Source organism: Phycobacter azelaicus, assembly GCF_014884385.1.
In the GTDB taxonomy this organism is placed as follows: domain Bacteria; phylum Pseudomonadota; class Alphaproteobacteria; order Rhodobacterales; family Rhodobacteraceae; genus Phycobacter; species Phycobacter azelaicus.
Genome location: NZ_WKFH01000003.1, coordinates 2,096,518 through 2,121,716, shown reverse-complemented (window position 1 = coordinate 2,121,716; position 25,199 = coordinate 2,096,518). Strand labels below are relative to the sequence as shown.

Genomic DNA, 25,199 nt, shown 5'->3' with positions numbered 1-25,199 from the left:
CGGAAATGCACCAGCATTGCCGTTCTCTTGCCACAGTGACGCGTAGACTGATCATCAGGAGTGGATCCCCTGATGGCGGGGCTGCGTGGGCCCGCCCCCCACTAAGCCGCCTTCAGGGGAGCAGGTTGAACAGACAGGCCGTGACACATGAACATGCAGACCAGCGCCGTGGTGGCGCCGCCCGCGCCGCGCGGGCTTTCCCAGATGAAGCTTCCCATCGTGATGATGCGGGATATCCTGCTCAAGACGATGTTCCGCAAGAATGCGGACCTTGTCAGCGACATCGCAGCGGCCATCTGCCTGCCAATCCCCGTGACGCAGGAACTTGTCGACATGGCCCGCGAGCAAAAGCTGTTGGAGGCGACGGGCACGCTCAATGCCAACAGCGGCAACGAGATGGGTTATCAACTGACTGATGCCGGGCGCGCGCGCGCGCTGGATGCGCTCAGCCAATCGGAATACTACGGCGCCATGCCGGTGCCACTCGATGTCTACCGCGAACAGGTCGAGCGCCAGTCGATCCGCAACATCATGGTCACCCGTCAGCAACTGACACAGGCCATGGGGCATCTGATCCTGCCTGACAGCTTGCTGGATCATTTGGGCCCTGCGGTCAGCGCTGGCCGCTCGATCTTGATGTATGGCCCACCCGGGAATGGTAAGTCCTCGATCTCAAACGGTATTCGCGATGCCTTGGGTGACTGTGTCTATGTCCCTCGCGCCATCGAATATGCAGGCCAGGTGATCACGGTCTATGACCCCATCGTGCACACGGCGGCCCCCGAAGAGGCCGAGGATCCCAACGCCCTGCGCCGCCCGCGCCGTTTCGATACCCGCTACGTCAAATGCGAGCGTCCCACCGTTGTAACTGGCGGCGAACTGTCCCTGTCGATGCTCGATCTGGTCTACAACCCCACAGCACGCACCTATCAGGCGCCGCTGCAGCTCAAATCAACGGGCGGGATATTCATCGTGGATGACCTTGGCCGCCAGGCAGAGCCGCCCCAGGCGCTGGTCAACCGCTGGATCGTGCCACTGGAAGAGGGGCGCGATATCCTTGCCCTGCAATCGGGGGAAAAGTTCGAGGTCCCGTTCGATACGCTGGTGATCTTCTCCACCAACTTTCACCCGAACGAGATCTTCGACCAGGCGGCGCTGCGCCGGATCTTCTTCAAGATCAAGATCGACGGACCGGATCAGGAGAACTTCCTCAAGATCTTTGCCCTGGTGGCCCGCAAGAAAGGCGTGCCGCTGGACGAGGCAACGCTTGTGCACCTTCTGAAGACCAAATACCCGACCATCGGCAACGTCTATGCAAACTACCAGCCGGTCTTTCTGATCGATCAGATGATGGCGATTTGCGATTTCGAGGGCATCCCTTATCAGATGAGCCCCGCACTGATCGACCGCGCCTGGGCGAACATGTTCGTCAAGGACGAGACAATCGTAAAATAGGCGAGCCGGGAACTCCCGCCCGTCGTCGGCCTTTTTAAAAAAAGACCTCCTCCCGTTGGGCCCGGCGCCGCGCATGCGCGGCGCCGGGCCCAAGGCCGCCAAGGGGTATCGGCGCAGCCGATGCACCTGCGGGCGCGGGAGCCTTCCCCCTTTTTAGATTTGCGCAGGCTGCCGCATGGACTAAATAGGGAACATGACCAATCTCCCCTCCCAGATTTCCGACTGGTTGGAACACCGCCAATGGCGCCTGCATCCACATCAGACAGCGATGCTGGCCCGTGCAACCGATCCCGCGACGCTCTTGATTGCCCCCACGGGCGGCGGCAAGACCATGGCCGGTTTCCTGCCAACGCTGGCAGACCTTGTAGGCAACACACATGATGGCCTACACACGCTCTATGTCTCGCCCCTAAAGGCGTTGGCTGCGGACATAAAGCGTAACCTCACCGGCCCTGTTGCAGAGATGGGTCTGCCCATCCGCATTGACGACAGGACCGGCGACACACCGCAATCGCGCCGCAAACGCCAGCGCGCCGACCCGCCGCATATTTTGCTGACGACCCCGGAAAGCCTTGCGCTGATGGTCTCATACGAAGACGCCGAGCGCACGTTCAAGGGCCTCAAACGCATTGTCATCGACGAGATCCATGCGCTTGCAGAAAGCAAGCGTGGCGATCAGTTGATGCTGGCGCTGTCACGCCTGCAAAGCCTCTGCCCCAACTTGCGCCGTGTAGGTCTTTCAGCCACCGTCGACGACCCGGCCGCCATTGCACGCTACCTTGCCCGCCACCCAGATCCCTGCGCTATCATTGAGGCCGATCCGGGCCCTGCGCCCGACATCGCCATGCTGGAGACTGCCGAGGCGCCCCCCTGGGCCGGGGGCGGTGCGGCCTATGCGATCCCGGCCGTTCTGGAGCAAATCCGTACCCATCAGACTACGCTCATTTTTCACAACACCCGTGCCCAGGCCGAGATCTTTTTTCACAATCTCTGGCTGGCGAATGAAGAAGGCCTGCCCATTGCCATCCATCACGGCTCGCTCGACCGGATGCAGCGCGAGCGGGTCGAGGCAGCGATGGTCGCGAATGACTTGCGGGCGGTGGTTTGTACAGGCTCGCTCGACCTTGGCATCGACTGGGGCAACGTGGACCTGGTGATCCAGATCGGCGCGCCCAAGAACGTCAAACGTCTCGTGCAGCGGATCGGGCGGGCCAATCACCGCTACAACGCGCCGTCAAAGGCCCTTCTGGTGCCCGCCAACCGGTTCGAGGTGGTGGAATGCCAAGCCGCGCTTGAGGCTGTCAAAGAGGGCAAGCTGGACGGAGATCCCCGCCCGCCAGGGCCGCGCGATGTGCTCTGTCAGCACATCCTGATCCGCGCCTGCTCCGGGCCGTTCGATGCCGATGCGCTCTTTTCCGAAGTCACCAGCACTGGCGCCTATTCGCACCTGACCCGGGCTGCGTTCGACGCTTGCCTCGATTTCTGCGCAACCGGTGGCTATGCCCTGCGCGCCTATGACCAGTGGCAACGTCTACTGCAGCGCCCGGACGGGCTGTGGCAACTGCGCGATCCCCGCTCTGCCGCGCGCATCCGCATGAACATCGGCACCATCCAGGACGCTGACCTTCTGAAGGTGCGTATGAAGCGCAGCCGCGGCGGCAAGCCTCTGGGCGAGATCGAAGAGGCCTTTGCCGCAACCCTGACCCCCGGTGACACCTTCCTGATCGGCGGGCAGATCATGCGCTACGAAAGTTTGCGCGAAATGACGGTCGAGGTCAGCCGGGATCGGGGGCGCAAACCCAAGATAGCAGTCTTTTCCGGTACCAAATTCGCCACCTCGACGCAGTTGAGCCAGGGCATTCTAGCCCTTCTGGCGCAGGACGCATGGCCCGATCTGCCCGCACATACAGCCGATTGGCTGACCCTGCAGCGCGAGGTGTCAGAACTGCCGCGTGCGGGCGAGATGCTGATCGAAACCTTCCCCCATCAGGGCCGCGAGCACGCCTGTCTGTACGGCTTTGCAGGACGCAATGCGCAACAGACGCTGGGCCTTTTGGCCACCAAGCGAATGGAGGAGCTGGGCCTTGATCCCCTCGGATTTGTCGCAACCGATTACGCCACGCTGATTTGGGGGCTGTCGGAGTTGACCGATCCGGCCCCCCTATTGGACAAAGATGCCTTGCGTGATGGGCTGGAGCGCTGGCTGGCCGGGAACGCCGTGATGAAGCGCGCCTTTCGCGCCTCGGCCACCATCGCCGGGCTGATTGAACGCAACAGCCCCGGCAGCCGCAAATCCGGGCGACAGGCGACCTTCTCATCCGATATCCTCTATGACACGTTGCGCAAATATGACCCCGATCACCTGCTTCTGGACATCACCCGTGACGAGGCGCTGAGCGGGCTGGTAGATTTTGCCCGCATTGAGGAAATGACGGATCGCATCTGCGGGCGCGTGAACCTGCGCCGCCTCAGCCGGATCAGCCCGCTGGCGGCGCCGCTTTTGCTTGAGGCCGGCAAGGTGCCCGTGCAAGGCGCAGGCGCCGAAAAGCTGATGCAGCAGGAAGCGGCGGACCTGATGCACGCATCGGGCCTTGCAACCCTCGCACAATGAGGCTTGCGGGCGGGCCAGAAACCGGCGATCAGACGGTCATGAGAGGCTACGACTTCACCCTTGCAGGCACACGGCTGAACGCCCTTGGCAGCGGCGCTCTCTGGTGGAGCGATGAGCGGCTTTTGTGCGTGTCCGATCTTCATCTCGGCAAATCCGAACGCCATCTCAGGCGCGGTGGTGCCGCCCTGCCGCCTTATGAGGTGCGCGATACGCTGAACAGGCTGACAGCCCTGATCGAGCAGTTCACCCCAGATACGGTCCTGTGCCTTGGCGACAGTTTCGACGATCTGGCCGCCGCCAGAGCCCTGCCCGCGCCCGAAGCGGGTGACCTGCGCCAGATGGTGAAAGCACGAAACTGGATCTGGATTGAGGGCAACCATGACCCCGGCGCAACCAGCTTTGGAGGGTACAGCTGCGATGAAATCACCATAGGAGCGCTCACCTTTCGCCATATTGCCCGCAAGGACGCGGCACCGGGCGAAGTGTCGGGCCATTACCACCCGAAGGCCCGCCTCAGCCGGGGCAGCGCACGGCCCACGTTTCTTCTGGACCATACCCGACTGATCCTGCCCGCATTCGGCACCTACACCGGCGGCTTGCGCACGAGCGATCCGGCGCTGGCAGGGCTGATGGCACCGCAGGCGCTGGCGATCCTGACAGGTCCCACCCCGCTGCCCTGCCCGATGCCGCGCTGACGCAACGTCTTGTTCCAACGGGCAGAATGCGCGTCTAAGCTGCACCTCATGACAACAGAACGCATCAAAGACAGTTTCGACCGCCAGAGCATGATGACCACCCTTGGCGCCACGCTCGATACCGTGGAGCCGGGCAAGGTGGTGATTTCGGCACCCCTGTTGCCAACCAGCCTGCAACAGCATGGCGCCGCCCATGCCGCGCTCACTTTTGCCATTGGCGACAGCGCCGCGGGTTATGCAGCACTCAGCCTGCTGCCGGAGGACCAGGAGGTTATGACCGCCGAAATCAAGATCAACCTCCTCGCGCCCGGCGTCGGAGACCGCCTGCGCGCTACCGGTACGGTGATCAAGCCAGGTCGGCGCCTCATGGTGGTAACCTCCGAAGTGCACGCCATCACCGGAGGCGAGGAAAAGCTGATCGCCATTCTGCAGGGCACCATGGTGCCGGTTTCCCCCTAGATGAGACAAAAAACACCCGCCGAAAAGCTGCGGCGGGTGAATTTCATTCTTCCGAGGAATGAGCAAATCAGGCCGTCAGCCCTTCAGGTTCGTCAAGCCCTTGCGCGCGGCAACAGGCGGTGAGGGTATTGGCCAAAAGGCAGGCGATGGTCATCGGGCCGACGCCACCCGGCACCGGAGTGATGGCGCCTGCGACCTCGGAAACCGGAGTAAAATTCACATCACCCAAAAGCTTGGTCTTGCCGGGTTTTTCCGGGTGCGGCACGCGGGTGATGCCCACGTCGATCACCGTAGCGCCGGGTTTGACCCAGTCGGCCTGCACCATTTCCGAGCGCCCCACCGCAGCCACAAGGATATCAGCGCGGCGGCAGACCTCGGGCAGATCGCGGGTGCGCGAATGGGCGATGGTCACGGTGCAGTTTTCCTGCAAGAGGAGCTGCGCCATCGGCTTGCCGAAGAGGTTCGAGCGCCCAATTACGACAGCGTTGAGACCGGTCATGTCACCGACCTGATCGCGCAGCAGCATCAGACAGCCCAGCGGCGTGCAAGACACCAGCCCCTTTTCCCCGCTCGCCAGAAGGCCTGCATTGACGACGCTCAGCCCATCCACGTCCTTGGCCGGGTCGATGCGCGCCACGACGGCCCGCTCATCCAAGTGGTCCGGCACCGGGAACTGGCACAGGATACCATGCACGGTGGGATCGGCATTCAGTTGGTCTATCAGCGCGAAAAGATCGGCCTCGGACACGTCGGCGGGCAGTTTATGCTCGAAGGAGGCCATTCCAACCTCGACCGTCTGCCTGTGTTTTGCGGCGACATAGACCTCGCTCGCCGGGTCTTCGCCCACCAGGATCACCGCAAGACCGGGGGTGATGCCATGGTCTGCCTTCAGGCGCGCCACATGGTCCGCCACCTTTCCGCGCACCGTGGCTGCAAAAGCCTTGCCGTCGATGAGTGTCGCTGCCATCTGCCAAATTCCTCTTCTTTCGGATCTCTATCCTGATGCACCGAAACGCGATGCGGCCCGGAACCCCTTCCGAGCCGCAGATTGCGCAAATTCTGCCTTAGAACAAGCCTTCGATCTGTCCTTCGGCGTTCAGATGGATGTTTTCCGCCGCCGGAACGCGTGGCAGGCCCGGCATGGTCATGATCTCACCGCAGACAACCACCACAAAACCCGCTCCTGCCGACAGGCGTACCTCGCGGACCGGCACCGAATGGCCCGTGGGCGCACCGCGCAACGTCGGGTCGGTCGAGAAACTGTACTGGGTCTTGGCCATGCAGACCGGCAGATCGCCATAGCCCTGATCTTCCCAGAGCTTCAGCTGATCACGGATCTTTTGGTCTGCCAGCACTTCATCCGCACGGTAGATGCCCTTTGCAATACGTTCGATCTTCTCGAACAGGGTCAGATCGTCACGGTAGAGCGGTGCGAACTGGCTGGTGCCGCTATCGGCGATTTCCGCAACCCGGCGGGCCAGCGCTTCGGACCCTTCCGAGCCCAGCTCCCAGTGGCGCGACAGGATCGCTTCAGAGCCTTGTGTTTCCACGTAGTCCTTGACCGCCTGGATTTCGGCCTCTGTGTCGGTGACGAAGTGGTTGATCGCAACGACCACCGGCACGCCAAAGGATTTGAGGTTGCCGATATGACGGCCGAGGTTGGCGCAGCCTTCCCTCACCGCTTCGACGTTTTCGGCGCCAAGATCCGCCTTGGCAACGCCACCGTTCATTTTCATTGCGCGCACGGTGGCGACCAGCACCACGCAGTCGGGGGCCAGACCGGCCTTGCGGCACTTGATGTTCATGAACTTCTCGGCGCCAAGGTCCGCACCAAACCCGGCCTCTGTCACCACGTAATCAGCGACTTTCAGCGCGGTTTGCGTTGCAATGACCGAGTTGCAGCCGTGCGCGATATTGGCAAATGGACCACCGTGGACGAAGGCCGGGTTGTTTTCCAAAGTCTGGACGAGATTCGGCTGCATCGCATCCTTGAGCAGAACTGCCATGGCGCCTTCTGCCTTGATGTCACGACAGAAAACCGGACTGCGATCGCGGCGATATGCGACGATCATATCCCCCAGGCGCTGCTCAAGATCTTTGAGATCCTTGGCAAGGCAGAGAATTGCCATCACTTCAGAGGCCACTGTGATGTCAAATCCGCCTTCGCGGGGAAACCCGTTGGCCACACCGCCCAGGGAGACGTTGATCTGGCGCAGGGCGCGGTCGTTCATGTCGACAACGCGGCGCCACTGGACGCGGCGGATGTCGATCTCCTGCTCGTTGCCCCAGTAGATGTGGTTGTCGATCATTGCGCTCAGCAGGGAATGGGCCGAGGTGATGGCGTGGAAATCGCCGGTGAAGTGGAGGTTCATGTCCTCCATCGGCACCACCTGCGCATAGCCGCCCCCGGCGGCGCCCCCTTTCATGCCGAAGTTGGGACCCAGGGATGCTTCACGGATACAGATCATGGCATTCTTGCCGATACGGTTCAGACCGTCACCCAGCCCCACAGTGGTGGTGGTCTTGCCCTCGCCGGCCGGTGTCGGGTTGATCGCGGTCACCAGGATCAGCTTGCCGTTTTCCTTGCCCTGAACGGAATCGATAAAGGGCTGGCTGACCTTCGCCTTGTCATGGCCATAGGGCAGCAGATCGTCATGCGACATGCCCAGTTTGGCGCCGATCTCCTGAATCGGGAGCTTCTTTGCCTCGCGCGCGATTTCAATATCACTCTTGTAGCTCATGGCCTGGTTCCTGACCTGTTTCATCTGTTGACCGGCAGCGCAGCCGGGGTTGTTCAAGACTTATCCAGACTGCGGCAATTCGCGCGCGTGTTTTCCGACATTATCGCGCCTTGAAGCGGCGTGCCCCGCTTTCCATCGGAACGCTCGGTGTCCGAAAGGAACGCATTTTTTCCTTTGATGCGCGCCTCAAGGCGCCCAAGCGCGCTGATCAGGTACAAAAACCACGAGTTGATCACCAAGCGCCAGACGCCCCGGGCGTTCTACCCAAGCGGTGATTCCCCGCCGGTTCTTGGCAGCCGGTTTGAACTTGGCGCCATAGCCCGTGTGGTCCTTTTCAATCTCCCGGCCCGGCAGAACGCAGGGACGGTTTTCCATGTCAACGGTCAAGGTGGTGCCATCGGGACCCTGCAGGCGAGTGTTCGGCGGGATAAAAGTGAAATCAGGGATACCGCGTAGAACCAGCGTCGCCCCGAGGCGCGCAGGGTCAAGCCGCTCCAGCCCCATATCAGCGGCGATGAGCGCAAGTTCTTCTTCAGAGAGTATCGTCAGCTGACGCACATTTCGGATTTCAGTCCCTTGAGGGTAAAGGTTCTTGACCCGAACGCATGAGGCACGCGTCTCGCCCTCGTGACGCTCCCCTTGAAGGCCTTGAAAGCCGAGATCCAGTGCCGCCTGAGGCGTTGCGGACAATTCCTCTGCGGACGGAACCATGCCCATCCAAGTGATTTCTCCAACAAATTCCGTTTTCCGCAGCACGGGCATATTAGGGTTCCTATGGATCATCAAAACCGATTGAAGACCGACAAAGCGGCCTTTCCTATTGCCGCGACCATACACGCTCAGCAGCGAGCGGCCAGAGCCAACGAATGATCTGACTGTAAAAAGCGATCAGATGCCCACGCGATGGGGCCCCGGCGGGTGGCCACCAGGCGACCTCCTGTCCGAAACACAGGCCCTTAGTTGGAATAAAAAGGCCCGGTCGATGACCGGGCCTCATGTCTAGCTGTTGCTTATGCGGAGGGTTCAGGCTCCATGCCCCCTTCCGGCGGGGACTTTTTCGGTTTGGCCTTTGGGACCGACGTGATCGACGCGCTTCCCTGATCGGCGTCATCGCCTTCATCCTGACCTGACTGAGGTGGCTCGCCGTTCATGACACGCTTGATCTCATCCCCGGTCAGGGTTTCATACTCGAGAAGTCCCTGAGCCAGACGCTCCCACTCATCCTTGTGATCTGTCAGGATCTTGTAGGCCCGCTCATAGCCGTTTTGGATGAAGGATCGCACCTCGTCTTCAATCATCTCCTTGGTATGCGCCGACACCGAGAAGCCCGCAGTGTTGCCGCTGTAGCCTTCGTGGGCTTCGGCGTAGTCGATATTGCCGACCTTGTCGGACATGCCCCAGCGCATCACCATGGCGCGTGCCAACTGGCTGGCCTGCTGGATATCACCCGCCGGACCATTGGAGACGTGGTTCTCACCATACTTTATGATCTCGGCGGCCTTACCGGCCATGGTCATGGCCAGCTTCTGCTCGCACTCATCCTTGTGCCAGTTGAGGCGGTCCATTTCGGGCAGGCTCACCACCATGCCAAGGGCGCCGCCGCGCGGAATGATCGTGGCCTTGTAGACGGGATCACACTCGGGCAGCTTCAAGCCCACCACCGCGTGACCGGCTTCGTGATAGGCTGTCTTTTCCTTCTGATCCGCCGTCAACACCATCGAGCGGCGCTCGGCCCCCATCATCACCTTGTCCTTGGCGTTCTCAAAGTCTTCCATGGTGACAAAGCGGCGACCGACGCGGGCGGCCATCAGGGCGGCCTCGTTCACAAGATTCGCCAGATCCGCGCCGGAAAAGCCCGGCGTGCCGCGCGCGATGATGCGCAGGTCCACATCGGGGCCCAGCGAGGTCTTGCGCGCGTGCACGCCGAGGATCTTTTCGCGGCCCTTGATATCAGGGTTGCCCACGGTGACGTTGCGGTCAAACCGGCCCGGACGCAGCAGCGCGGGGTCCAGAACGTCGCGGCGGTTGGTGGCGGCGAGGATAATCACGCCCTCGTTCGCTTCGAAACCGTCCATTTCCACCAGCAATTGGTTCAACGTCTGCTCGCGTTCGTCGTTGCCGCCGCCATAGCCGGCGCCACGATGACGGCCCACGGCGTCGATCTCGTCGATGAAGACGATACAGGGCGCGTTTTTCTTGGCCTGTTCGAACATGTCACGCACACGAGATGCACCGACACCCACGAACATTTCAACGAAGTCCGAACCGGAGATAGTGAAGAAGGGCACACCCGCCTCGCCTGCAATCGCACGGGCCAGCAGGGTCTTACCGGTGCCCGGAGGGCCAACCAGCAGCGCGCCTTTCGGGATCTTGCCACCAAGGCGCGAGAATTTCTGCGGGTTGCGCAGGAATTCCACGATCTCTTCCAGCTCTTCCTTGGCCTCGTCGATGCCTGCAACATCGTCAAAGGTGACGCGGCCATGTTTCTCGGTCAGCATCTTGGCTTTGGATTTGCCAAAGCCCATGGCGCCGCCCTTGCCGCCGCCCTGCATGCGGTTCATGAAGTAGACCCAGACGCCGATCAGCAGAAGGAATGGCAGCAGAGTGATCAGGAAGGACTGAAAACCCGACTGCTCCTGCTTTTCGGCGCGCACCGGGATATTGTTCTCGATCAGCATCGAGGTGACTTCGGCGTCGGTCGGCTTGATGGTGACATAGCTCTGCCCGTCAGAGGTGCTGAAGCGAACCTGCTCCCCGTCAAGGGTGACGGTGCTGACCTGGCCTCCTTCAACGGCGGCGACAAAGTCGGAATAGGTGCGCTCACGGCTCTGCATATTGCTGCCGGATCCGCTGAACAGGTTGAACAGCGCGAGGATCAGCAGGAACAGAACGACCCAGAAGGCGATATTGCGTGCATTACCCAAGGAAAATCTCCCAATGTTCCAGGCGACACTCAGGACGCCTGCGTTGCGCTTAAAATAGGGAACATTCGGTCAGGTTCAATGCGATAAAAAGGATGCATGGAACTCTTCTTCTCCGCGTATCAGCTCTGCCTCGCATTCATTTGCTCGCCGCAACAGGGGCGCGGCAAGCAACGCAGGGCCTCTCCACAGGGCCGGAGTGACAGCGAGTACGGGTGCAGGTAGCCCGCTTTCGCGCCAGTCCGGGCATTGACGCAAGCCATCCTCCCCAAGGGCGCGAATGCTGCAATCCTTTGTTTCCTTGACAAGAATACGCCATCGCCCGTCCCAGACCTCTTCCGGGGCCACGTCGCAGCCCGCAACGGCGCGGCTTTCCCGGCAAATCCAGATCCGTCCCCGCTGATAGAACAGGCGCACCCCGCCCAAGGTGGCGCCTCTGCCTTCGCGAAGTCCTGTAATCGCCGCCAGCATGGGCGCGCGGCGCGGCGGGTATCCGGCGCAGGTGACCCATTTTATCGCGCCCAGAAGCAATCGATAAGCGATTTCATCCGGTAAAGCGGCAAAACCGGCTGCCTCAATGGACACCGCCCCCGCGCGCAGTTCTGCCAGATTTTTTGCTGCCAATTTTGCATAGTGGTCAAGGGCTTGGCGCGCCTGCGCCATGTTTTCCGCAACAATGGAAAGCGCCTCTGCCGTTAGCCCAAGGTCCTGCAGTGTCTCCAGTGCGCGGCGCACCCGCACACGTTCGAATCGCACATCCTCATTTGAGGGATCCTCGATCCATTTCAGCCCCATGTCGTCCAGATAGGAACGCAGCTCCTGCCGCCGGACCGAAAGCAAAGGGCGCCAAAGCGTCACACCATTGCGATCACGCACCTCGGACATGGCCGAAAGACCATCCACGCCGGAGGCACGCATGAGGCGCATCAAAACCGTTTCCGCCTGATCGTCTGCCGTATGCCCAAGCGCCAGCCATTCAATGCCCCTGGCACGAGCCCAGTCAGCCATCAAATCGTAACGTGCCTGACGCGCCTGATCCTGGAGGTTGCCCTGTGTTGGTCCCTCTTGCCAGACGATGATATCGTGCGAAAGGCCAAGGCCATCAGCCAGATCTGCCACCTGCCGCGCCTCATCAGCAGCTGCTGCACGCAAGCCATGATCAACCGTGACCACAGACAGTTCGACACCTTTTGGGGACAGGCTCTGATGCAAAAGATGCAAGAGCGCCACAGAATCGCTACCGCCAGAAACTGCAACGCCGATCCTTTCTGGCAGGGGCGCGCGAAGCGTGGCGCCAATCCTGCTCAGAATATCTTCAGCAGTTTTCTTCAAGAACAGCCCAGCCGCGCCATCTCGGCCTCGGCCTTGGCAACGGTTTCGTTACCCGAAAAACGGGCTCCAACTTCCGACAGGGTGATACAGGCCTGGTCCATCTGCCCGAGGCGCCCAAGGGCGGCGCCAAGTTCAAACAGGGCTTCGGGCGCCATCGGGCCAACCGCATCGCCGGTAAAAGACGCAAGGTAGGCCCGCGCCGCCTCACGAGTATCGCCCAGTCCATCCATCGCCTTACCGCGGTGGAAATCAGCCTTGGCCGCCAGAGGGCTACCGGGATAGGCCGCGTTGAAGGCGGCGAACTTATCGGCAGCCTCCTGATAGCTGCCGCTTTCCAGCGCGGCCTTGGCCGCGTCGAAATCCGCGCGTTCGCCGACAGCCAGTTCTTCGGTCGGGCCAGTCTGAGCGGTCGGCGTTTCAGCGCCGCCGCCTTCGACGTCTCCACCAAGGGTGGAGGTCTCACCCAGCGCCGCGATATCCCCACCTTCCAGCTCAACCAGGCGGAATTCCAGATCGCCAATCCGGTTGGTGCCATCTGCGACGATCCGGTTGATCCGGTATTCCAGCTGTTCGGTCTGCGCCGTCAGGCGCTGCAACTCCATTTCAATCGCCGCAACACGATCCAGAACCGATGTCCCCGCCAGATTGGTCGACGGCGCACCGGTGGTCGACAGTTCGCGATTGAGTCTCTGTATCTCCACATGCAGCACGGTCAGTTCCTGCCGGATATCGGCGAGGGTATGCTGATCCTGCGCCCGAGCGGGCAGAGGGACACACAGCACGCATGCAGTGACCGAGGCGGTCAGGAAGGCTCGGATTGATCGCATCGGATTACCCCGTCAAGCCACTCGCCAGCACGGTCACAGCCCTGCGGTTCTTGGCATAGCAGCTTTCGGCCGAGCAGATCTCGATCGGGCGTTCCTTGCCAAAGCTCACGACCTGAATGCGGTTTCCCGCCACCCCTTGCGAGATCAGGAATTCGCGCGCTGCATTGGCACGGCGCGCGCCAAGGGCGAGGTTGTATTCGCGCGTGCCCTGCTCGTCGGCATGGCCCTGGATGGTGACGTTGTAATCAGTATTGGCAAGAAGCCAACCCGCCTGACCGCGCAGGGTTGCCTCTGCTTCGGGAGAAAGGGTTGACTGATCCACCGCGAAGAGAACCCGATCACCGATCGCCTGCTGGAAATAGGCGGGGCTGGTGGGGTCAGAGACCGATCCGGCTGCTCCGGCGCCCGCGCCACTGCCGCCAAAACGCGTGTCATCCCATGTCGCGTTACTACATGCCGCCAGCCCGAGGGCTGCGGCCATAACAAGTGCAATTCTCAGTCCGCTCATCTTCAATCCCTACCCCTTCGCATTTCTTGACGGCAACCTACCATATGCTGAGTCAGTCGACCATGCTCGTATTTATGCCCAAATTGCGTTGTCCTTATTCATGCAGACCTAGTTCTGCAACGGCGACCAGGCCGGATCCGAAGCCCCATCGGGCGTGCGCACCGGCTTGAGGTTGCGCCCCGAGATGTCCACCGAATAGAGCAGCGCCCGCCCGCTGGCCCCTTGGGTTTCGCGGGTGAACATGATCACCCTTCCATTTGGCGACCAGGTTGGTCCTTCATCAAGGAAAGACGCTGTCAGCAGGCGTTCCTCGCTGCCATCGGTGCGCATGACGCCGATGTGAAAGCGGCCCTTGTTCTGCTTGGTAAAGGCGATGAGATCCCCGCGCGGCGACCACACCGGCGTGCCATAGCGCCCGGAACCAAAGCTGATCCGCTTGGCCGCGCCGCCTGTGGCAGGCATCACATAGAGCTGTGGCGCACCGGACCGGTCACTTTCAAAGACGATCTGGCTGCCATCGGGCGAATAGGAGGGCGCAGTCTCGATCGAAGGCGCCGTGGTCAGGCGGGTGCGCTGGCCGCTGGCGATATCCATTGTGAACAGATCAGTATTGCCGCCCTGAGACTGGGAATAGACCACAGTGCGCCCATCGGGCGAAAACCGCGGCGCAAAACTCATGATGCCGTCATCCGTCGACAGGATACGGCGCTGCACCCGCCCCACATCAAGCACGTGGATCTGTGGAAAGCCGGTCTCGTAACTGGTGTAGAGCACTCGGTCGCCGGTGGGCGAAAACCGTGGGGCCAGCACGATGGCATCGCTGTTGGTCAGATACTGCACATTGGCGCCATCATAATCCATGATCGCCAGCCGTTTGCGCCGATCGTTCTTGGGGCCGGTTTCAGAGACGAACACCACACGGCTGTCGAAATAGCCGCCCTCGCCGGTGATACGGCTGTAGACCGCATCGGCTACCTTGTGCGCCATACGTCGCCAACCGTCGGTGGTCCCTGAGAATTGCAAACCACCGCCCAATTCTTTTTCAGCAAAGACATCATAGGCGCGGAAGCGGACAGTCAGCTGTCGCCCGTTGACGCTAACGGCGCCTGCGATCAGCGCCTGAGCATTCACTGCCTTCCAATCCGCGAACTTCACCGGATCATCAAAGCCGGTGATCTTTGAGATATGCGCCGAGGCAGGCACTTCCCGAAACAGGCCCGTACCGGACAGATCCGTCGCCACCACCCGCGCGATCAGGGACGCATACTCGGAGGCCGCCGCATCATCCGGGATGAAGTCAGGTACCGCATAGGGCAAGGGTTCGATCACACCCTGGTCGATCTCGATCCTGAGCGGCCCGCTTTGCGCGGACGCAGCGCCCGCCGTGATCAGGGCCGCAGCGCACAAGGTCAGGCAAATTTGAGCCAGGCGTGCCAGATAGGTCCTCATTTGATCCGCATCCTTTCGGGATTGAATGTCATCTCAATATCACGCCAGTGCGCGTATTTATCAGGGGGAAGTTGAAATCCTCGTGAACCGCAGCGGATTATTGCCCGCCGTGCGGCCTCGTAAGCCTGTTTCGCTGCCGCCGCAGAGCCGCCTGTGCTCGACAGCATCCGGATTGAGCCAACATCCGGCTTGCCATCCTGCGCGAGGCTCACACCGACCACGACAGTGGTACGCAACGCATCCGAAGACAGAGAGCCAACGTTCCAACATTGCGAAACCGCAACGCGCAAAGCGTCCTTTTCGCCGCTGGTCAAAGGTGGCCCGGCCGGCTCCGGCGCCTCCACGTCAGCCCCCCCTGCAAGCGCAGCCGCCAGGGCATCCTCAACCGCCGAGCGTTCAACCGCCGTGTCGGACTGCGGTGCGGTCTCCTCTGGCGCTTCTGCGACCGCCCGCTGGGGGCGGCTTTTGGGGCGCACGGACCGCGTCGGCGCAGCCACGACCTGCTCTTCCGCGCGGTTTTCCTCGGTCACGATCCGGTCATTTGCGGCTTCGGGTGCGGTGGCCTCCTGGACCTCCTGCGTATCGTCCGCCCCGTCCTCCGGTGCCACCTCGGGCTGCACAACATCGTCCACCGCCACATCGGGTTCCGGCGGCGCAACAGGTACCGGCGCGACACGATCCACCGGCGTGAGTTGCGGCGCTTCCGGCTGGGGCGGCAGAACCACTGCGGTTTCGGGCGCCTCGACCTCTGGCGGAGTGTCCCGCACGATCGGGTCAGGCTCGACTTCTGGCACATCCTCTACGATCGAATCCGGGGTCGGCTCCGGTAGCGGTTCCGGGCGCTCTGGCGCTACGTCCGGTTCGGGGCGCGGCGCTGGCGGCACAGAGACCTCGGGCGCCGCGCTTTCTTCAGGCGGTGCCAGTACGGTTGCATCAGGTGCCACCACCGGCGCCTGACGCTGCTGGCTGAGACGCGCGAACTCCTCTGCGGAAATCAATGAGACCTCTTGGACCGCAAAGGGCTGCGGCTCAGACTGGAACCAGCCGCCAAGCGCGGCCCAGCCAAGGAGCAACCCGTGCCCAGCGATGGAGATCTTGGTTCCGGTCTGCACGTGCCGTGCCCCCGCCTATTGATCCGCGCTGCTGCCGGATGCGCCAGCAGATGAACCATCCAGTGCAGGGCCACCCGTATCGGTCACAAGGCCCACATTGGCAAAGCCGCCCGCATTGAGCGCGCCCATGATCTGCATGACCTCGCTATAGGCAATCGCCCCGTCCGCCCGCAGGAAAATCCGGTCAGATGTGCGTTCAGCCGCAATGGCGCGCAGCTTGGCCACCAGTTCGGCGCGCGGCACCGATGTGGTCTGGATCTGAATGTCTCCATCCGCCGTCATGGTGACGGTCAGCGGCTCTTCCTCATCGCCCGGCAGTGCGCCCGCCGCCGTTTTCGGCAGCTCTACCGGCACACCGACGGTCATCAGTGGCGCGGCCACCATGAAGATGATCAGCAAAACCAGCATCACATCAACAAATGGCGTGACGTTGATCTCGGCCATCGGCTGCGCGCGGCCGCGGCGGCGTCCACGGCGGCGCCCGCCGCCGCCCGATGTTTTTTGCTGAACCGCAGCGCCCATGGCTCAGGAATCCAACTGGCGGCTGAGGATGGTTGCGAACTCATCCGCAAAGGCCTCATAGCTGCCCAGGATGCGGTCGCTGTCGGCGCTCAGCTTGTTGTAAAAGATCACCGCGGGGATCGCCGCGAGCAGGCCAAGCCCCGTCGCCAAAAGCGCCTCGGCAATGCCGGGCGCGACAACCGCAAGGTTGGTGTTCTGCTGCTCTGCGATCTCGATGAAGGCGTGCATGATACCCCAGACAGTGCCGAACAGGCCGATGAAAGGCGCGGTGGAACCAATCGAGGCCAGGATCGGCAAACCGGCCTGCAGGCTCTCGGCCTCCTTGGCGATGGCCACATCCATTGAGCGATCGATGCGCGCCTGCGCGCCGGGGATCAGCCCGCCATCGCTGCGATGGCTGCGACGCCATTCGGCCATGCCCGCGCAAAAGATGCGCTCGGACTGCCCTGCGGGATCTGGTCCAAGCTGGTCGAACAGCCCGTCGAGCGGCTCTCCGGACCAGAAAGCCGCCTCAAAGGCTGCGGCCTCGGCGCGCGCCTTTCGGTAGTTGATCACTTTCTGAAAAATGATGCCCCAGGACCAAACCGAGGCGGCGATCAGCATCAGCATCACCAGTTTTACGGTGATGGTGGCCCGCGCGAAAAGGCCCCACATGGAGAAATCAATCTCCTGCGCCAGCGCCAGAGTTTCTGCTTCCATTAGCCTGCTCTATCGTTTCCGGCCGTCTGTTCGCGACCTTGATTGGAACAACGCTAGCTCAAATCAAACCGAAAAGCCAATGAAACAGGCGTGACAGCGCCCAAAGCCTAGAGCAATGCGCGAATCTCTGCCGGCAGGCGTGTCGGGCGACCATCACTGGCGGTGACGCAGACTGCCGTAACGACGGCCTTGAACAGAGGGGTGTCGCCACGGCGTACCAACTGGCGCATGGTCAGGCGTGCACCGGTCAGTTTTTCCACCTCGGTTTCCACCATCAGCTCGTCCTCGAACTTGGCGGGCGCGAGGTAGTCCGCCTCGATCCGCTGAACGACCCAGATAATCCCGGCATCGCGCATCGCGTTCTGGTCGTTGCCCAGCTTTCGCACCCAGTCGCTGCGCGCGCGCTCAATGTAGCGCAGGTAGTTGGCGTGATAGACGATCCCGCCCATGTCCGTGTCCTCGTAGTAGACCCGTACCGGGAATTCATGCGCCATGATCTGACCTCTCTAGCTTCCTCGGGCACCCTAGGGCGCGCCCATTCGGGCGGCAAGCCCAGTGCGTCTATCGGCCCTCGCCTGCCTCCAACGGATAGTCCGCAAGAAGATCGTATCTTGCGCCATCTGGCGTGAGGGTGGAGCGGTAGAGCGCCATGCGTTCGACCAGAACGTCAGTCAAGGAGAAGTCCCCATGTGCCTGAAGGAAGCCCCCCAAACGCCGGGCCTGATGTTCCGGCATGTCGCGACCAAAGCGCGCCAGCGTGATATGCGGCCTGAACCTTTCACGAGATAGATCGATCTCTGCCCGCTCCGCCGCCCGCCGCACCTGATCGCGCAGGCGAGAGAGGATTGGGTCGGGGCAGACAGCTGCAAACAGAATGCGCGGGCTGCGCCCACCGAACAGATCCAGCCCCCTGATATCAAGCGCCAGTGGGGGCACTCGGATCTGTGACAGTGCCTCATGCAACGCTTGCAGCGCGGCTTCGGGCTGATCATCCAGAAACGCCAGCGTCAGGTGCAGGTTCTCTCCCGGTACGATACGGCCCACGGGAATGCCCTCCTGAAGCCGCTCCAGCGCGTGAAGCGCATCATCTGGCAGGGGAAGTCCAACAAAGGCACGCATGACCGGGCTTGCCGCTACTGGCCCGGAGAGGTCTGCGTCGGTGCCTGCAACCGCGCAAACAGGCGAAGCGCATGAGAGGCATCCTTCGCCGCAACCGGCATCATCCGGTCGTAGGCAGCAGCGATGACCCCCGCGATCTCCGGGCGCAGGATGGTGGCGCCGGTTTCAGGCAGCACCGCCAGCGGGGATTGTTCGGCAAAGGCGTGATCTCCCCACATCAGCATGATCTGCACCGCCTGGGTGAGCGCCAGCGTCTCGGCCGGCATCCTGGCCAGATCGCCGGACATGCGCAGAAAGACAAAGGCCGCCTGAATCCCGCCCTGATCGTCGAACCGGAAGGCGCGGTACTGGCTGGCACCGGCCTCCTTGAGGCGTGCAACACGTTGTGAAAGGTCTGGAACAAGACGATCAAGATCTGGGATCTCGAGCAGCTCATCCCAGTCCCGAAAGAAAAAGAACATGAGGTTTGTCCCCAGTTCCGGGTCAGTCTCCGACATCTGGTGCCCGGCGAGGGTCACAACGGCCTCCAGCGCGCCTTTGATCGTTTTCAGTGTCTCCTCCTCCACACCAAAGACGATGGGCGCAATCGGACGCCCCCAGCGCGCGAACGCATAGGTGCCATCGGCGCGCCTGAACAGGGTTTCGATCTGTTCCGGTGTCAAATCAAGCGTCATGAGAAAGGCTCCGTCACTATCGGCCGTCGGCGACCCGTTGCGTCTATGCCTTTCTGTAAAGCAAACGGCAAGGGCGTGCTCTCGCGTCCGCAGGTGCACCGGCGGTGCCGGCACCCCTTTGCGGACTTGGGCCCGGCGCCGCTGACGCGGCGCGGTTGTCCCAAGGCACGCCCCCGTCCTTTTCCGGGTCAAGGGCCGCGCATGCGGCCACGCGGCACGCGTGGTTTACCCTTGAGGCGGCAAAGGGCCTCCGAAACTGGAATTGGTGCCTTGAGGAGCAGACCTGTTCCTCAAGGCACCTCTCAGCAGATCTCGCGCCGCGTCAGCGGCGCCCAGCCCCACGGAGGCGCGGCATTCTCGATGCCAAAGCGTCGGGCGGGAGAAGCACCGGTCAAGAGAACAAATCGCTCTGCGATTTGGGCGGTGCGATCCCCAGATGCGTCCAGGCCTTTTGCGCCAGCATCCGCCCGCGGGGCGTGCGCTGGATCAGTCCCTGCTGCAACAAATATGGCTCAATCACCTCTTCCAGCGCATCTCGGCTTTCCGACAACGCAGCGGACAGGGTCTCAATTCCCACCGGACCGCCCGCATAGTTCTCCGCGATCAGCCGCAGATACCGCCGGTCCGCCCCATCAAGGCCGAGATTATCCACCCCAAGCCGCGTCAGCGCCCCGTCGGCCAGCTCACGGGTGATCGTTCCATCGCCCTCGACAACCGCAAAGTCCACCACGCGGCGCAAGAGCCGTCCGGCGATCCTTGGGGTGCCGCGCGCGCGCCGCGCGATCTCCCGCGCACCGGCATCATCCGCCGGGGCTCCTAGCTTGCGGGCATTGCGGCTGACGATCTCATGCAGCTCATCCACCGTGTAGAACTGCAGCCGCGTCGGAATGCCGAACCTGTCGCGCAGCGGCGTGGTCAAAAGCCCCATGCGTGTGGTGGCCCCAACCAGCGTGAAGGGCTGCAACTCGATCCGCACTGTACGCGCGGCAGGGCCTTCCCCGATGACCAGATCCAGCTCGAAATCTTCCATCGCCGGATAGAGCACCTCTTCGACGGCCGGGTTCAGCCGGTGGATCTCATCAATGAACAGCACATCACGCGCTTCAAGGTTGGTGAGGATCGCCGCAAGATCACCTGCCTTGGCCAGAACCGGCCCCGAGGTCATGCGGAAATTCACACCCAGTTCCCGCGCCACGATCTGCGCCAGGGTCGTCTTACCAAGGCCAGGTGGGCCGTGAAACAGCGTGTGATCCATCGCCTCGCCACGGCGGCGGGCGCTTTCGATGAAAACGCGCAGGTTGGCGCGCGCTTCGGCCTGGCCGATAAATTCGGACAGCCCTTGCGGCCGCAGGGCGCGATCATTGTCCTGTTCACTGTCTTCCGGCAAGGGTGCCGGGCGCAGGGTTGGATCGGAGTCGGTCATCCAGGCCTCACCCCTTTGGTGCCAGCAGACGCAGGGCAGCGCGGATCAATTCAGCTTCTCCCGCATCGGGATTGTCGCCCGCAGCCTCGGCCACGGCAGCGGCTGCGTCCGAGGGACCGTAACCCAGGTTCGCCAGCGCCGAAAGCGCCCCGGCAGAGGCGGCGGCGGCCCCCGAGGGCGCCTTGGGCTTGGCCGGTTTTGCCTTTTTTGGTGCAGACGCTGGCGTGGCAGGCTCCACCACATCTTCAAGGGCCGGGCCGTCCATTGCCTCGGAGACCGTCCCCCCCATGGCCATCACGCCAGGTGCCTTGTCTTTAAGGTCCAACACAATGCGCTGCGCAGTCTTGGGGCCAACCCCCTTGGCCGCCTTGACGGCTGCCCAATCGCCCAGGGCAATAGCGCGGCTCACCCCATCGGGCCCCAATGCGCCCAGAATGGCGAGCGACACCTTCGCCCCGACCCCCTGCACCGAAGTAAGGAGACGATGCCATTCCTTCTCCACCAGCGAAGGAAAGCCATAAAGCTGCATCAGGTCTTCGCGCACCAGTAGTTCGGTATAAAGCGCGACAGGTTCCCCGACGCCGGGCAATGCCGCAAGAGTGCGATCCGAGCAATAGACGATATAGCCCACCCCGCGCACATCGATCAGGACGTGATCCGGCGCGCGGTACTCCAGCCGTCCGGTCAACTTGCCGATCATGCGCGCACCTCCTTCAAGACCCGTTGGTTCGAGCCCCCGTAATAGGCGTGGCAAATGGCGATGGCCAGCGCATCTGCAGCATCCGCACCCTTTGGGTTACAACCGGGCAGTTGCAGCTTGACCATGTGCAGGATCTGTCCCTTGTCTGCATGGCCCACGCCCACGACTGTCTTTTTCACCCGGTTGGGTGCATATTCGCCCACCGGCAATCCCGCCTTGGCCAGGGTCAACAGAGCGACGCCCCGCGCCTGACCCAGCTTCAGAGTCCCGGCACCGTCCTTGTTCACAAAAGTCTGTTCGATGGCGGCCTCGCCCGGACGGTAGTGCGCGATCACCTCGCTCACCTGGTTGTGCAGCGACAAAAGCCGCTCACCCAAATCATCCCCATCGGAATGGCATAGCCCATTGGCGACATGCGTCAGGCGGGTACCTTGCGATTCGATGATGCCCCAGCCAAGGGTTCGCAGCCCCGGATCGATCCCCAAAATCCGCATGTCCGCTCCACCCCTGCCCGCTCGCTAGAATTGTTTGCAAAAACCGCTAGCACAAAAGGCGAACATGTCCAAACGCTTTTGGCGATCGCCGCACTCCGTGAAGAGGTGCAAAAGCCGAAGATCCGGACCAAAAACGCCGCCCAAAGGTCTGGCAACGACACATTCGCCTCCCCAACGCCACAAATGGCCGTTCCCCCTTATTTACAAGGGATTGAGCTATGCATTTTTTGCGTAGAGCCATGCAAAAATCGATCTTGCAGGACGGATTTTTCGTCTCTACCTGCCGAGTACTGCGCCACGGAGTACGAACGCGCACACAGTGAAACACACACCTTAAGAGGACAAGGATATGGCTGCATTTGATACCACCCGCACCACCTATGGCTCTGTCGGCCTGTTTGGCCGTATCGGAAGCCTTTTGAGCACTGTTCTGGCTGAGGCTATTGCCTGGAATGATGCACGCGTGACCCGCAAGACCCTCGGCGTTCTCAGCGACCGTGAACTGGCCGATATTGGCATGTGCCGCGGCGACATCGACGAGATTGCAAACGGCAAATCACCATTCTGAACTCTTTGATTCAACTGCTACTCGCTTCCCTCGGGGCAGCAGGGATCAGCGCCGCGGAGTCAACTGACGCCGCGGCGTTTCATATTTGGGCGGTCATTTCTCATCTTCAGACTCAGGCCTGTTGCTTCGAGGCTCATTTTAAGGAGAGGTCGCGGGCCCACACCTTTCAGTGAAGGTAAGGGCGCAGCTTGTAGCCAATGAAAACAGAGATGGGTTCGGGCTGCATCACGATGGCTCCGGCGCGCTCGATCAAGATTCCCTTTGACAACTCGGCGACACGCGCCTCGTAGCTGGCAAAACCCAGCGCCGCCATAACGACACCCTTGAAAATAAAGAAGAAACAAAGGAAATAGACGACCGCACGCGGCGTCATCCACCCACGAGACTTTGCGGGCTTGCGTGGCTCCACCACGATAAGGCCATCCGCCCCCACATGTGCGGAGTACCCGGATGTCATAGCGCTATGCTTGTCCTCAAGACGTTGCAAGCGCGCATGGAAATCTCGATGCTGTTTGCTCATAACATGAGCCCCCGAACTGGCCCCCACCAGTCGATATGTCATTCTGCGACCGAATTGTGGCAAGTTTAGGGCAGTTCCCTAAAATTCGTACCAAAATTGGCTAAATCAACCGCCCTTCTTAAGCAGCAGCGTGGTCCATTCGCCGATTTCGTCACGGCGTTGAAGCTTCAGCCCGTTTTCATCGTAAACCGAGATCACGTTGTCGGCCTGATCATTGAGGATGCCAGAAAGGATCGCATAGCCACCCGCGCGCAGGTTTGCCGCTATGTCTGGCGACAGGGCAACGAGCGGCCCTTTGAGGATATTGGCAAAGATCAGATCATAAGGCGCGGCTGCCTTCAGGTCCGCGTGATCGAAACCGGCGGCCTCAAGGCAGGTCACCTGCCCCGCCATATCATTGGCTTTGAGGTTGGCTTCGGCCACCTCGACGGCGACCTCGTCGATGTCGCTGGCCATAAACTGCCCGTCCCAGACCCGCGCCGCCGCCATTGCCAGAACTGCAGTGCCGCAGCCGATGTCGGCAACCTTGGTGCCGGTAAAGCCTGTGTCAATCAGATGATCCAGCGCCTTGAGGCAACCCAGCGTGGTGCCGTGGTGCCCGGTGCCAAAGGCCATGGCCGCCTCGATCAGCAGCGGGATCTTGCCCTTGGGCAGTTTGTCCGCATCATGGCTGCCGTAGACAAAGAACCGCCCGGCCTCAACCGGAGCAAGTTCGCGGCGCACATGGGCGACCCAATCGGTTTCCGGCAGCTCGGAAACGGCAAAGGGCTTGGCCTCGTGCATCGTCGCAAGGAGAGCGAGACCTGCCTCGTCCGGGGCCTCGGTGAAGTAACCGCCGACCTCCCAGAGGCCCGATCCATCCTCGACCTCGAAAACACCGACACCGGTGGGTTCGGGCGTCAGTCGCTCCATCGCCTCGCCCAGCGCCTCGGCTTTGGCTTTTCCGGTCAGGGTCGTCAGGGCGGTATAGGTGGGCATGGGGTCTCTCCAGCGGTTGCTGCCCTGCGCCTAGGCCGCGCGGGGCGCGGCGTCAAGCGTTAGCGCGGATGACGGCCTTACTCTGCCGGGGCTGCAGGCAGGTATTTGGAGAACACCGTCTCGTTGCCCGGCTCCGGATGGCGCGGGATCAGGCAGGCCAGCGCTAGCGACACCAGCGCCATGCCCGCCGCCAGACCAAAGACCGCACCGGGCGAGATCACCCAAAGCATGCCCAGAAGCACTGGTAGGAAGACTGCGGCAATATGATTGATGGTAAACGCCACAGCAGCGGTAGGCGCGATATCTCCCGGGTCCGCGATCTTCTGGAAATAGGTCTTGAGCGCCAACGCCAGCGCAAACAGCACGTGATCCACCACATAAAGGATGGCTGCCAGCAACACGCCCCAGCCGAACCAATAAAGCCCACCATAAAGCGCAAAGACGATGGCAAGCCCCGCATATTCAAAGATCAGAGTGCGCCGCTCCCCAAAGATCGATACAAACCGCCCCAACAAGGGGGCGGCTGCCATATTGATCACCAGGTTAATCAGAAACAGTGCTGTCACTTCGTGCACGTCAAAGCCGAACTTCTCGACCATCATGAAACCGGCAAAGACCACGAAAATCTGCCGCCGCGCGCCGGACATGAACTGTAACGCGTAGTAAAGCCAGTAGCGACGCCGCAGGATCAGCTTCTTGACCTGCGGATGTGGGGCCTCGAACTGCGGATAGACCATGAGGCAGGTAAAGGCGAGCAGCGTCGTCACCCCGCCTGCGGTCATGAACACCACGTTATAGCTGAGGTTCAAAGGCTCCCACAAAAGTACGATCAGCCCGTAGACCACCAGTGTGGCGGCTGACCCCGCCGCCAGAAGCCAGCCCAGCATCTGTGGCGCGCGGTCTTTGGGAAGCCATTGCAGCTGCAACGACTGGTTCACCGTCTCGTAATAGTGAAACCCGATAGAGGACAGCATGGTGATCGTCAGAATGCCGCCCAAGGAGGGATACCAGGCCGTCATCGCCGTCGCCGCCCCCAACAGCATCAGGGAGACAAGTCCGAGGACCTGTTCACGCATCAGCATGATGACAGCAATCACCCCGACAGCCAGAAAACCTGGGATTTCACGCACGGTGTGCAAAAGCCCGATATCGGCGCCATCAAAATCCGCAACCTCGATAACGAAGTTGTTCAGAAGCGCATTCCATGCGTTGAAGGCAATCGGCATACAAAGGGCCATCACGAACAGCAGCGTGGTCGGGCGGCGCCAGCGCGGCAGATGGCGCGCGGTTTCTATCGGGATCGGCTTGAACATGAGACCAGCCATTACGCCTCTTTTCGCGCGCAGGCGAGGATAAAACAGCCCGCGCACATCTGATCTGCATCAATGCGCG

Annotated in this window: 25 protein-coding genes; 5 read left to right on the top strand and 20 right to left on the bottom strand. The window is 61.7% G+C overall.

Features of this window, described 5'->3' with window-relative positions; translation table 11 throughout:
• Positions 1–147: 147 nt before the first annotated feature.
• The 4 genes from INS80_RS11325 (at position 148) to INS80_RS11310 (ending at position 5,220) form a co-directional block, all read left to right on the top strand.
• Entirely contained in the window at positions 148–1,455 is a 1,308-nt protein-coding gene (locus tag INS80_RS11325) for a DUF8689 domain-containing protein (protein ID WP_192965740.1), read from the top strand.
• Between the two features lie 193 nt (positions 1,456–1,648).
• A complete protein-coding gene (locus tag INS80_RS11320) occupies positions 1,649–4,066 on the top strand; it encodes a ligase-associated DNA damage response DEXH box helicase (protein ID WP_192965739.1) in 2,418 nt (805 codons plus the stop codon).
• 38 nt (positions 4,067–4,104) lie between these two features.
• On the top strand, positions 4,105–4,761 hold the full coding sequence (pdeM, locus tag INS80_RS11315; RefSeq protein ID WP_192967262.1) for a ligase-associated DNA damage response endonuclease PdeM: 657 nt from the start codon (positions 4,105–4,107) through the stop codon (positions 4,759–4,761).
• 48 nt (positions 4,762–4,809) lie between these two features.
• Positions 4,810–5,220, top strand: a complete 411-nt coding sequence (locus INS80_RS11310; protein ID WP_192965738.1) for a PaaI family thioesterase — start codon at positions 4,810–4,812, stop codon at positions 5,218–5,220.
• Between the two features lie 67 nt (positions 5,221–5,287).
• Here INS80_RS11310 and folD read toward each other — a convergent pair whose 3' ends face one another.
• From folD to ruvC, 17 genes are all read right to left on the bottom strand, one after another.
• Positions 5,288–6,187 (bottom strand): bifunctional methylenetetrahydrofolate dehydrogenase/methenyltetrahydrofolate cyclohydrolase FolD, encoded by a 900-nt coding sequence (gene folD / locus INS80_RS11305; protein WP_192965737.1) that lies wholly within the window; start codon positions 6,185–6,187, stop codon positions 5,288–5,290.
• Positions 6,188–6,284: 97 nt separating this feature from the next.
• A complete protein-coding gene (locus INS80_RS11300) occupies positions 6,285–7,961 on the bottom strand; it encodes a formate--tetrahydrofolate ligase (protein ID WP_192965736.1) in 1,677 nt (558 codons plus the stop codon).
• Between the two features lie 186 nt (positions 7,962–8,147).
• Complete coding sequence (locus INS80_RS11295; protein ID WP_192965735.1) at positions 8,148–8,723, bottom strand: MOSC domain-containing protein; 576 nt, start codon at positions 8,721–8,723, stop codon at positions 8,148–8,150.
• A 248-nt stretch (positions 8,724–8,971) separates the two neighbouring features.
• Entirely contained in the window at positions 8,972–10,885 is a 1,914-nt protein-coding gene (gene ftsH, locus INS80_RS11290) for an ATP-dependent zinc metalloprotease FtsH (RefSeq protein ID WP_192965734.1), read from the bottom strand.
• A gap of 75 nt (positions 10,886–10,960) precedes the next feature.
• Positions 10,961–12,214, bottom strand: coding sequence for a tRNA lysidine(34) synthetase TilS (gene tilS / locus INS80_RS11285; RefSeq protein ID WP_226892605.1), 1,254 nt, complete (start codon positions 12,212–12,214; stop codon positions 10,961–10,963).
• Positions 12,211–13,041: a tol-pal system protein YbgF gene (ybgF, locus tag INS80_RS11280; RefSeq protein ID WP_192965733.1), complete on the bottom strand. Its 831-nt coding sequence runs from the start codon at positions 13,039–13,041 to the stop codon at positions 12,211–12,213. Before ybgF ends, tilS begins: the two co-directional genes overlap by 4 nt.
• A gap of 4 nt (positions 13,042–13,045) precedes the next feature.
• The gene (gene pal, locus INS80_RS11275; protein WP_192965732.1) at positions 13,046–13,549 is read right to left on the bottom strand and encodes a peptidoglycan-associated lipoprotein Pal; all 504 of its coding nucleotides are present in this window, start codon (positions 13,547–13,549) and stop codon (positions 13,046–13,048) included.
• A 108-nt stretch (positions 13,550–13,657) separates the two neighbouring features.
• Complete coding sequence (gene tolB / locus INS80_RS11270) at positions 13,658–14,998, bottom strand: Tol-Pal system beta propeller repeat protein TolB (RefSeq protein ID WP_192965731.1); 1,341 nt, start codon at positions 14,996–14,998, stop codon at positions 13,658–13,660.
• Positions 14,995–16,110, bottom strand: coding sequence for a cell envelope integrity protein TolA (tolA, locus tag INS80_RS11265; RefSeq protein ID WP_192965730.1), 1,116 nt, complete (start codon positions 16,108–16,110; stop codon positions 14,995–14,997). Before tolA ends, tolB begins: the two co-directional genes overlap by 4 nt.
• A gap of 15 nt (positions 16,111–16,125) precedes the next feature.
• Complete coding sequence (gene tolR / locus INS80_RS11260; RefSeq protein WP_192965729.1) at positions 16,126–16,632, bottom strand: protein TolR; 507 nt, start codon at positions 16,630–16,632, stop codon at positions 16,126–16,128.
• A gap of 3 nt (positions 16,633–16,635) precedes the next feature.
• Positions 16,636–17,331 carry a protein TolQ gene (gene tolQ / locus INS80_RS11255; protein WP_192965728.1) on the bottom strand — a complete coding sequence of 232 codons (696 nt, stop codon included), beginning with the start codon at positions 17,329–17,331 and terminating at the stop codon, positions 16,636–16,638.
• Positions 17,332–17,438: 107 nt separating this feature from the next.
• A complete protein-coding gene (gene ybgC, locus INS80_RS11250; protein ID WP_192965727.1) occupies positions 17,439–17,825 on the bottom strand; it encodes a tol-pal system-associated acyl-CoA thioesterase in 387 nt (128 codons plus the stop codon).
• A gap of 67 nt (positions 17,826–17,892) precedes the next feature.
• Entirely contained in the window at positions 17,893–18,450 is a 558-nt protein-coding gene (gene thpR / locus INS80_RS11245) for an RNA 2',3'-cyclic phosphodiesterase (RefSeq protein ID WP_192965726.1), read from the bottom strand.
• A 14-nt stretch (positions 18,451–18,464) separates the two neighbouring features.
• A complete protein-coding gene (locus INS80_RS11240; RefSeq protein WP_192965725.1) occupies positions 18,465–19,124 on the bottom strand; it encodes a hypothetical protein in 660 nt (219 codons plus the stop codon).
• A gap of 391 nt (positions 19,125–19,515) precedes the next feature.
• Complete coding sequence (gene ruvB / locus INS80_RS11235) at positions 19,516–20,547, bottom strand: Holliday junction branch migration DNA helicase RuvB (RefSeq protein WP_192965724.1); 1,032 nt, start codon at positions 20,545–20,547, stop codon at positions 19,516–19,518.
• 7 nt (positions 20,548–20,554) lie between these two features.
• Positions 20,555–21,247, bottom strand: a complete 693-nt coding sequence (gene ruvA / locus INS80_RS11230; protein WP_192965723.1) for a Holliday junction branch migration protein RuvA — start codon at positions 21,245–21,247, stop codon at positions 20,555–20,557.
• On the bottom strand, positions 21,244–21,741 hold the full coding sequence (ruvC, locus tag INS80_RS11225) for a crossover junction endodeoxyribonuclease RuvC (protein WP_192965722.1): 498 nt from the start codon (positions 21,739–21,741) through the stop codon (positions 21,244–21,246). Before ruvC ends, ruvA begins: the two co-directional genes overlap by 4 nt.
• A 349-nt stretch (positions 21,742–22,090) precedes the next feature.
• On the opposite strand from ruvC, the gene INS80_RS11220 reads away from it, so the two are divergent.
• Entirely contained in the window at positions 22,091–22,309 is a 219-nt protein-coding gene (locus tag INS80_RS11220; RefSeq protein ID WP_192965721.1) for a DUF1127 domain-containing protein, read from the top strand.
• A 166-nt stretch (positions 22,310–22,475) separates the two neighbouring features.
• Here INS80_RS11220 and INS80_RS11215 read toward each other — a convergent pair whose 3' ends face one another.
• From INS80_RS11215 to INS80_RS11205, 3 genes are all read right to left on the bottom strand, one after another.
• Complete coding sequence (locus tag INS80_RS11215; protein ID WP_226892604.1) at positions 22,476–22,871, bottom strand: hypothetical protein; 396 nt, start codon at positions 22,869–22,871, stop codon at positions 22,476–22,478.
• Positions 22,872–22,934: 63 nt separating this feature from the next.
• Positions 22,935–23,807, bottom strand: coding sequence for a 50S ribosomal protein L11 methyltransferase (locus tag INS80_RS11210; protein ID WP_192965720.1), 873 nt, complete (start codon positions 23,805–23,807; stop codon positions 22,935–22,937).
• A gap of 77 nt (positions 23,808–23,884) precedes the next feature.
• Positions 23,885–25,120, bottom strand: a complete 1,236-nt coding sequence (locus INS80_RS11205) for an MFS transporter (protein ID WP_192967259.1) — start codon at positions 25,118–25,120, stop codon at positions 23,885–23,887.
• Positions 25,121–25,199 lie beyond the last annotated feature (79 nt).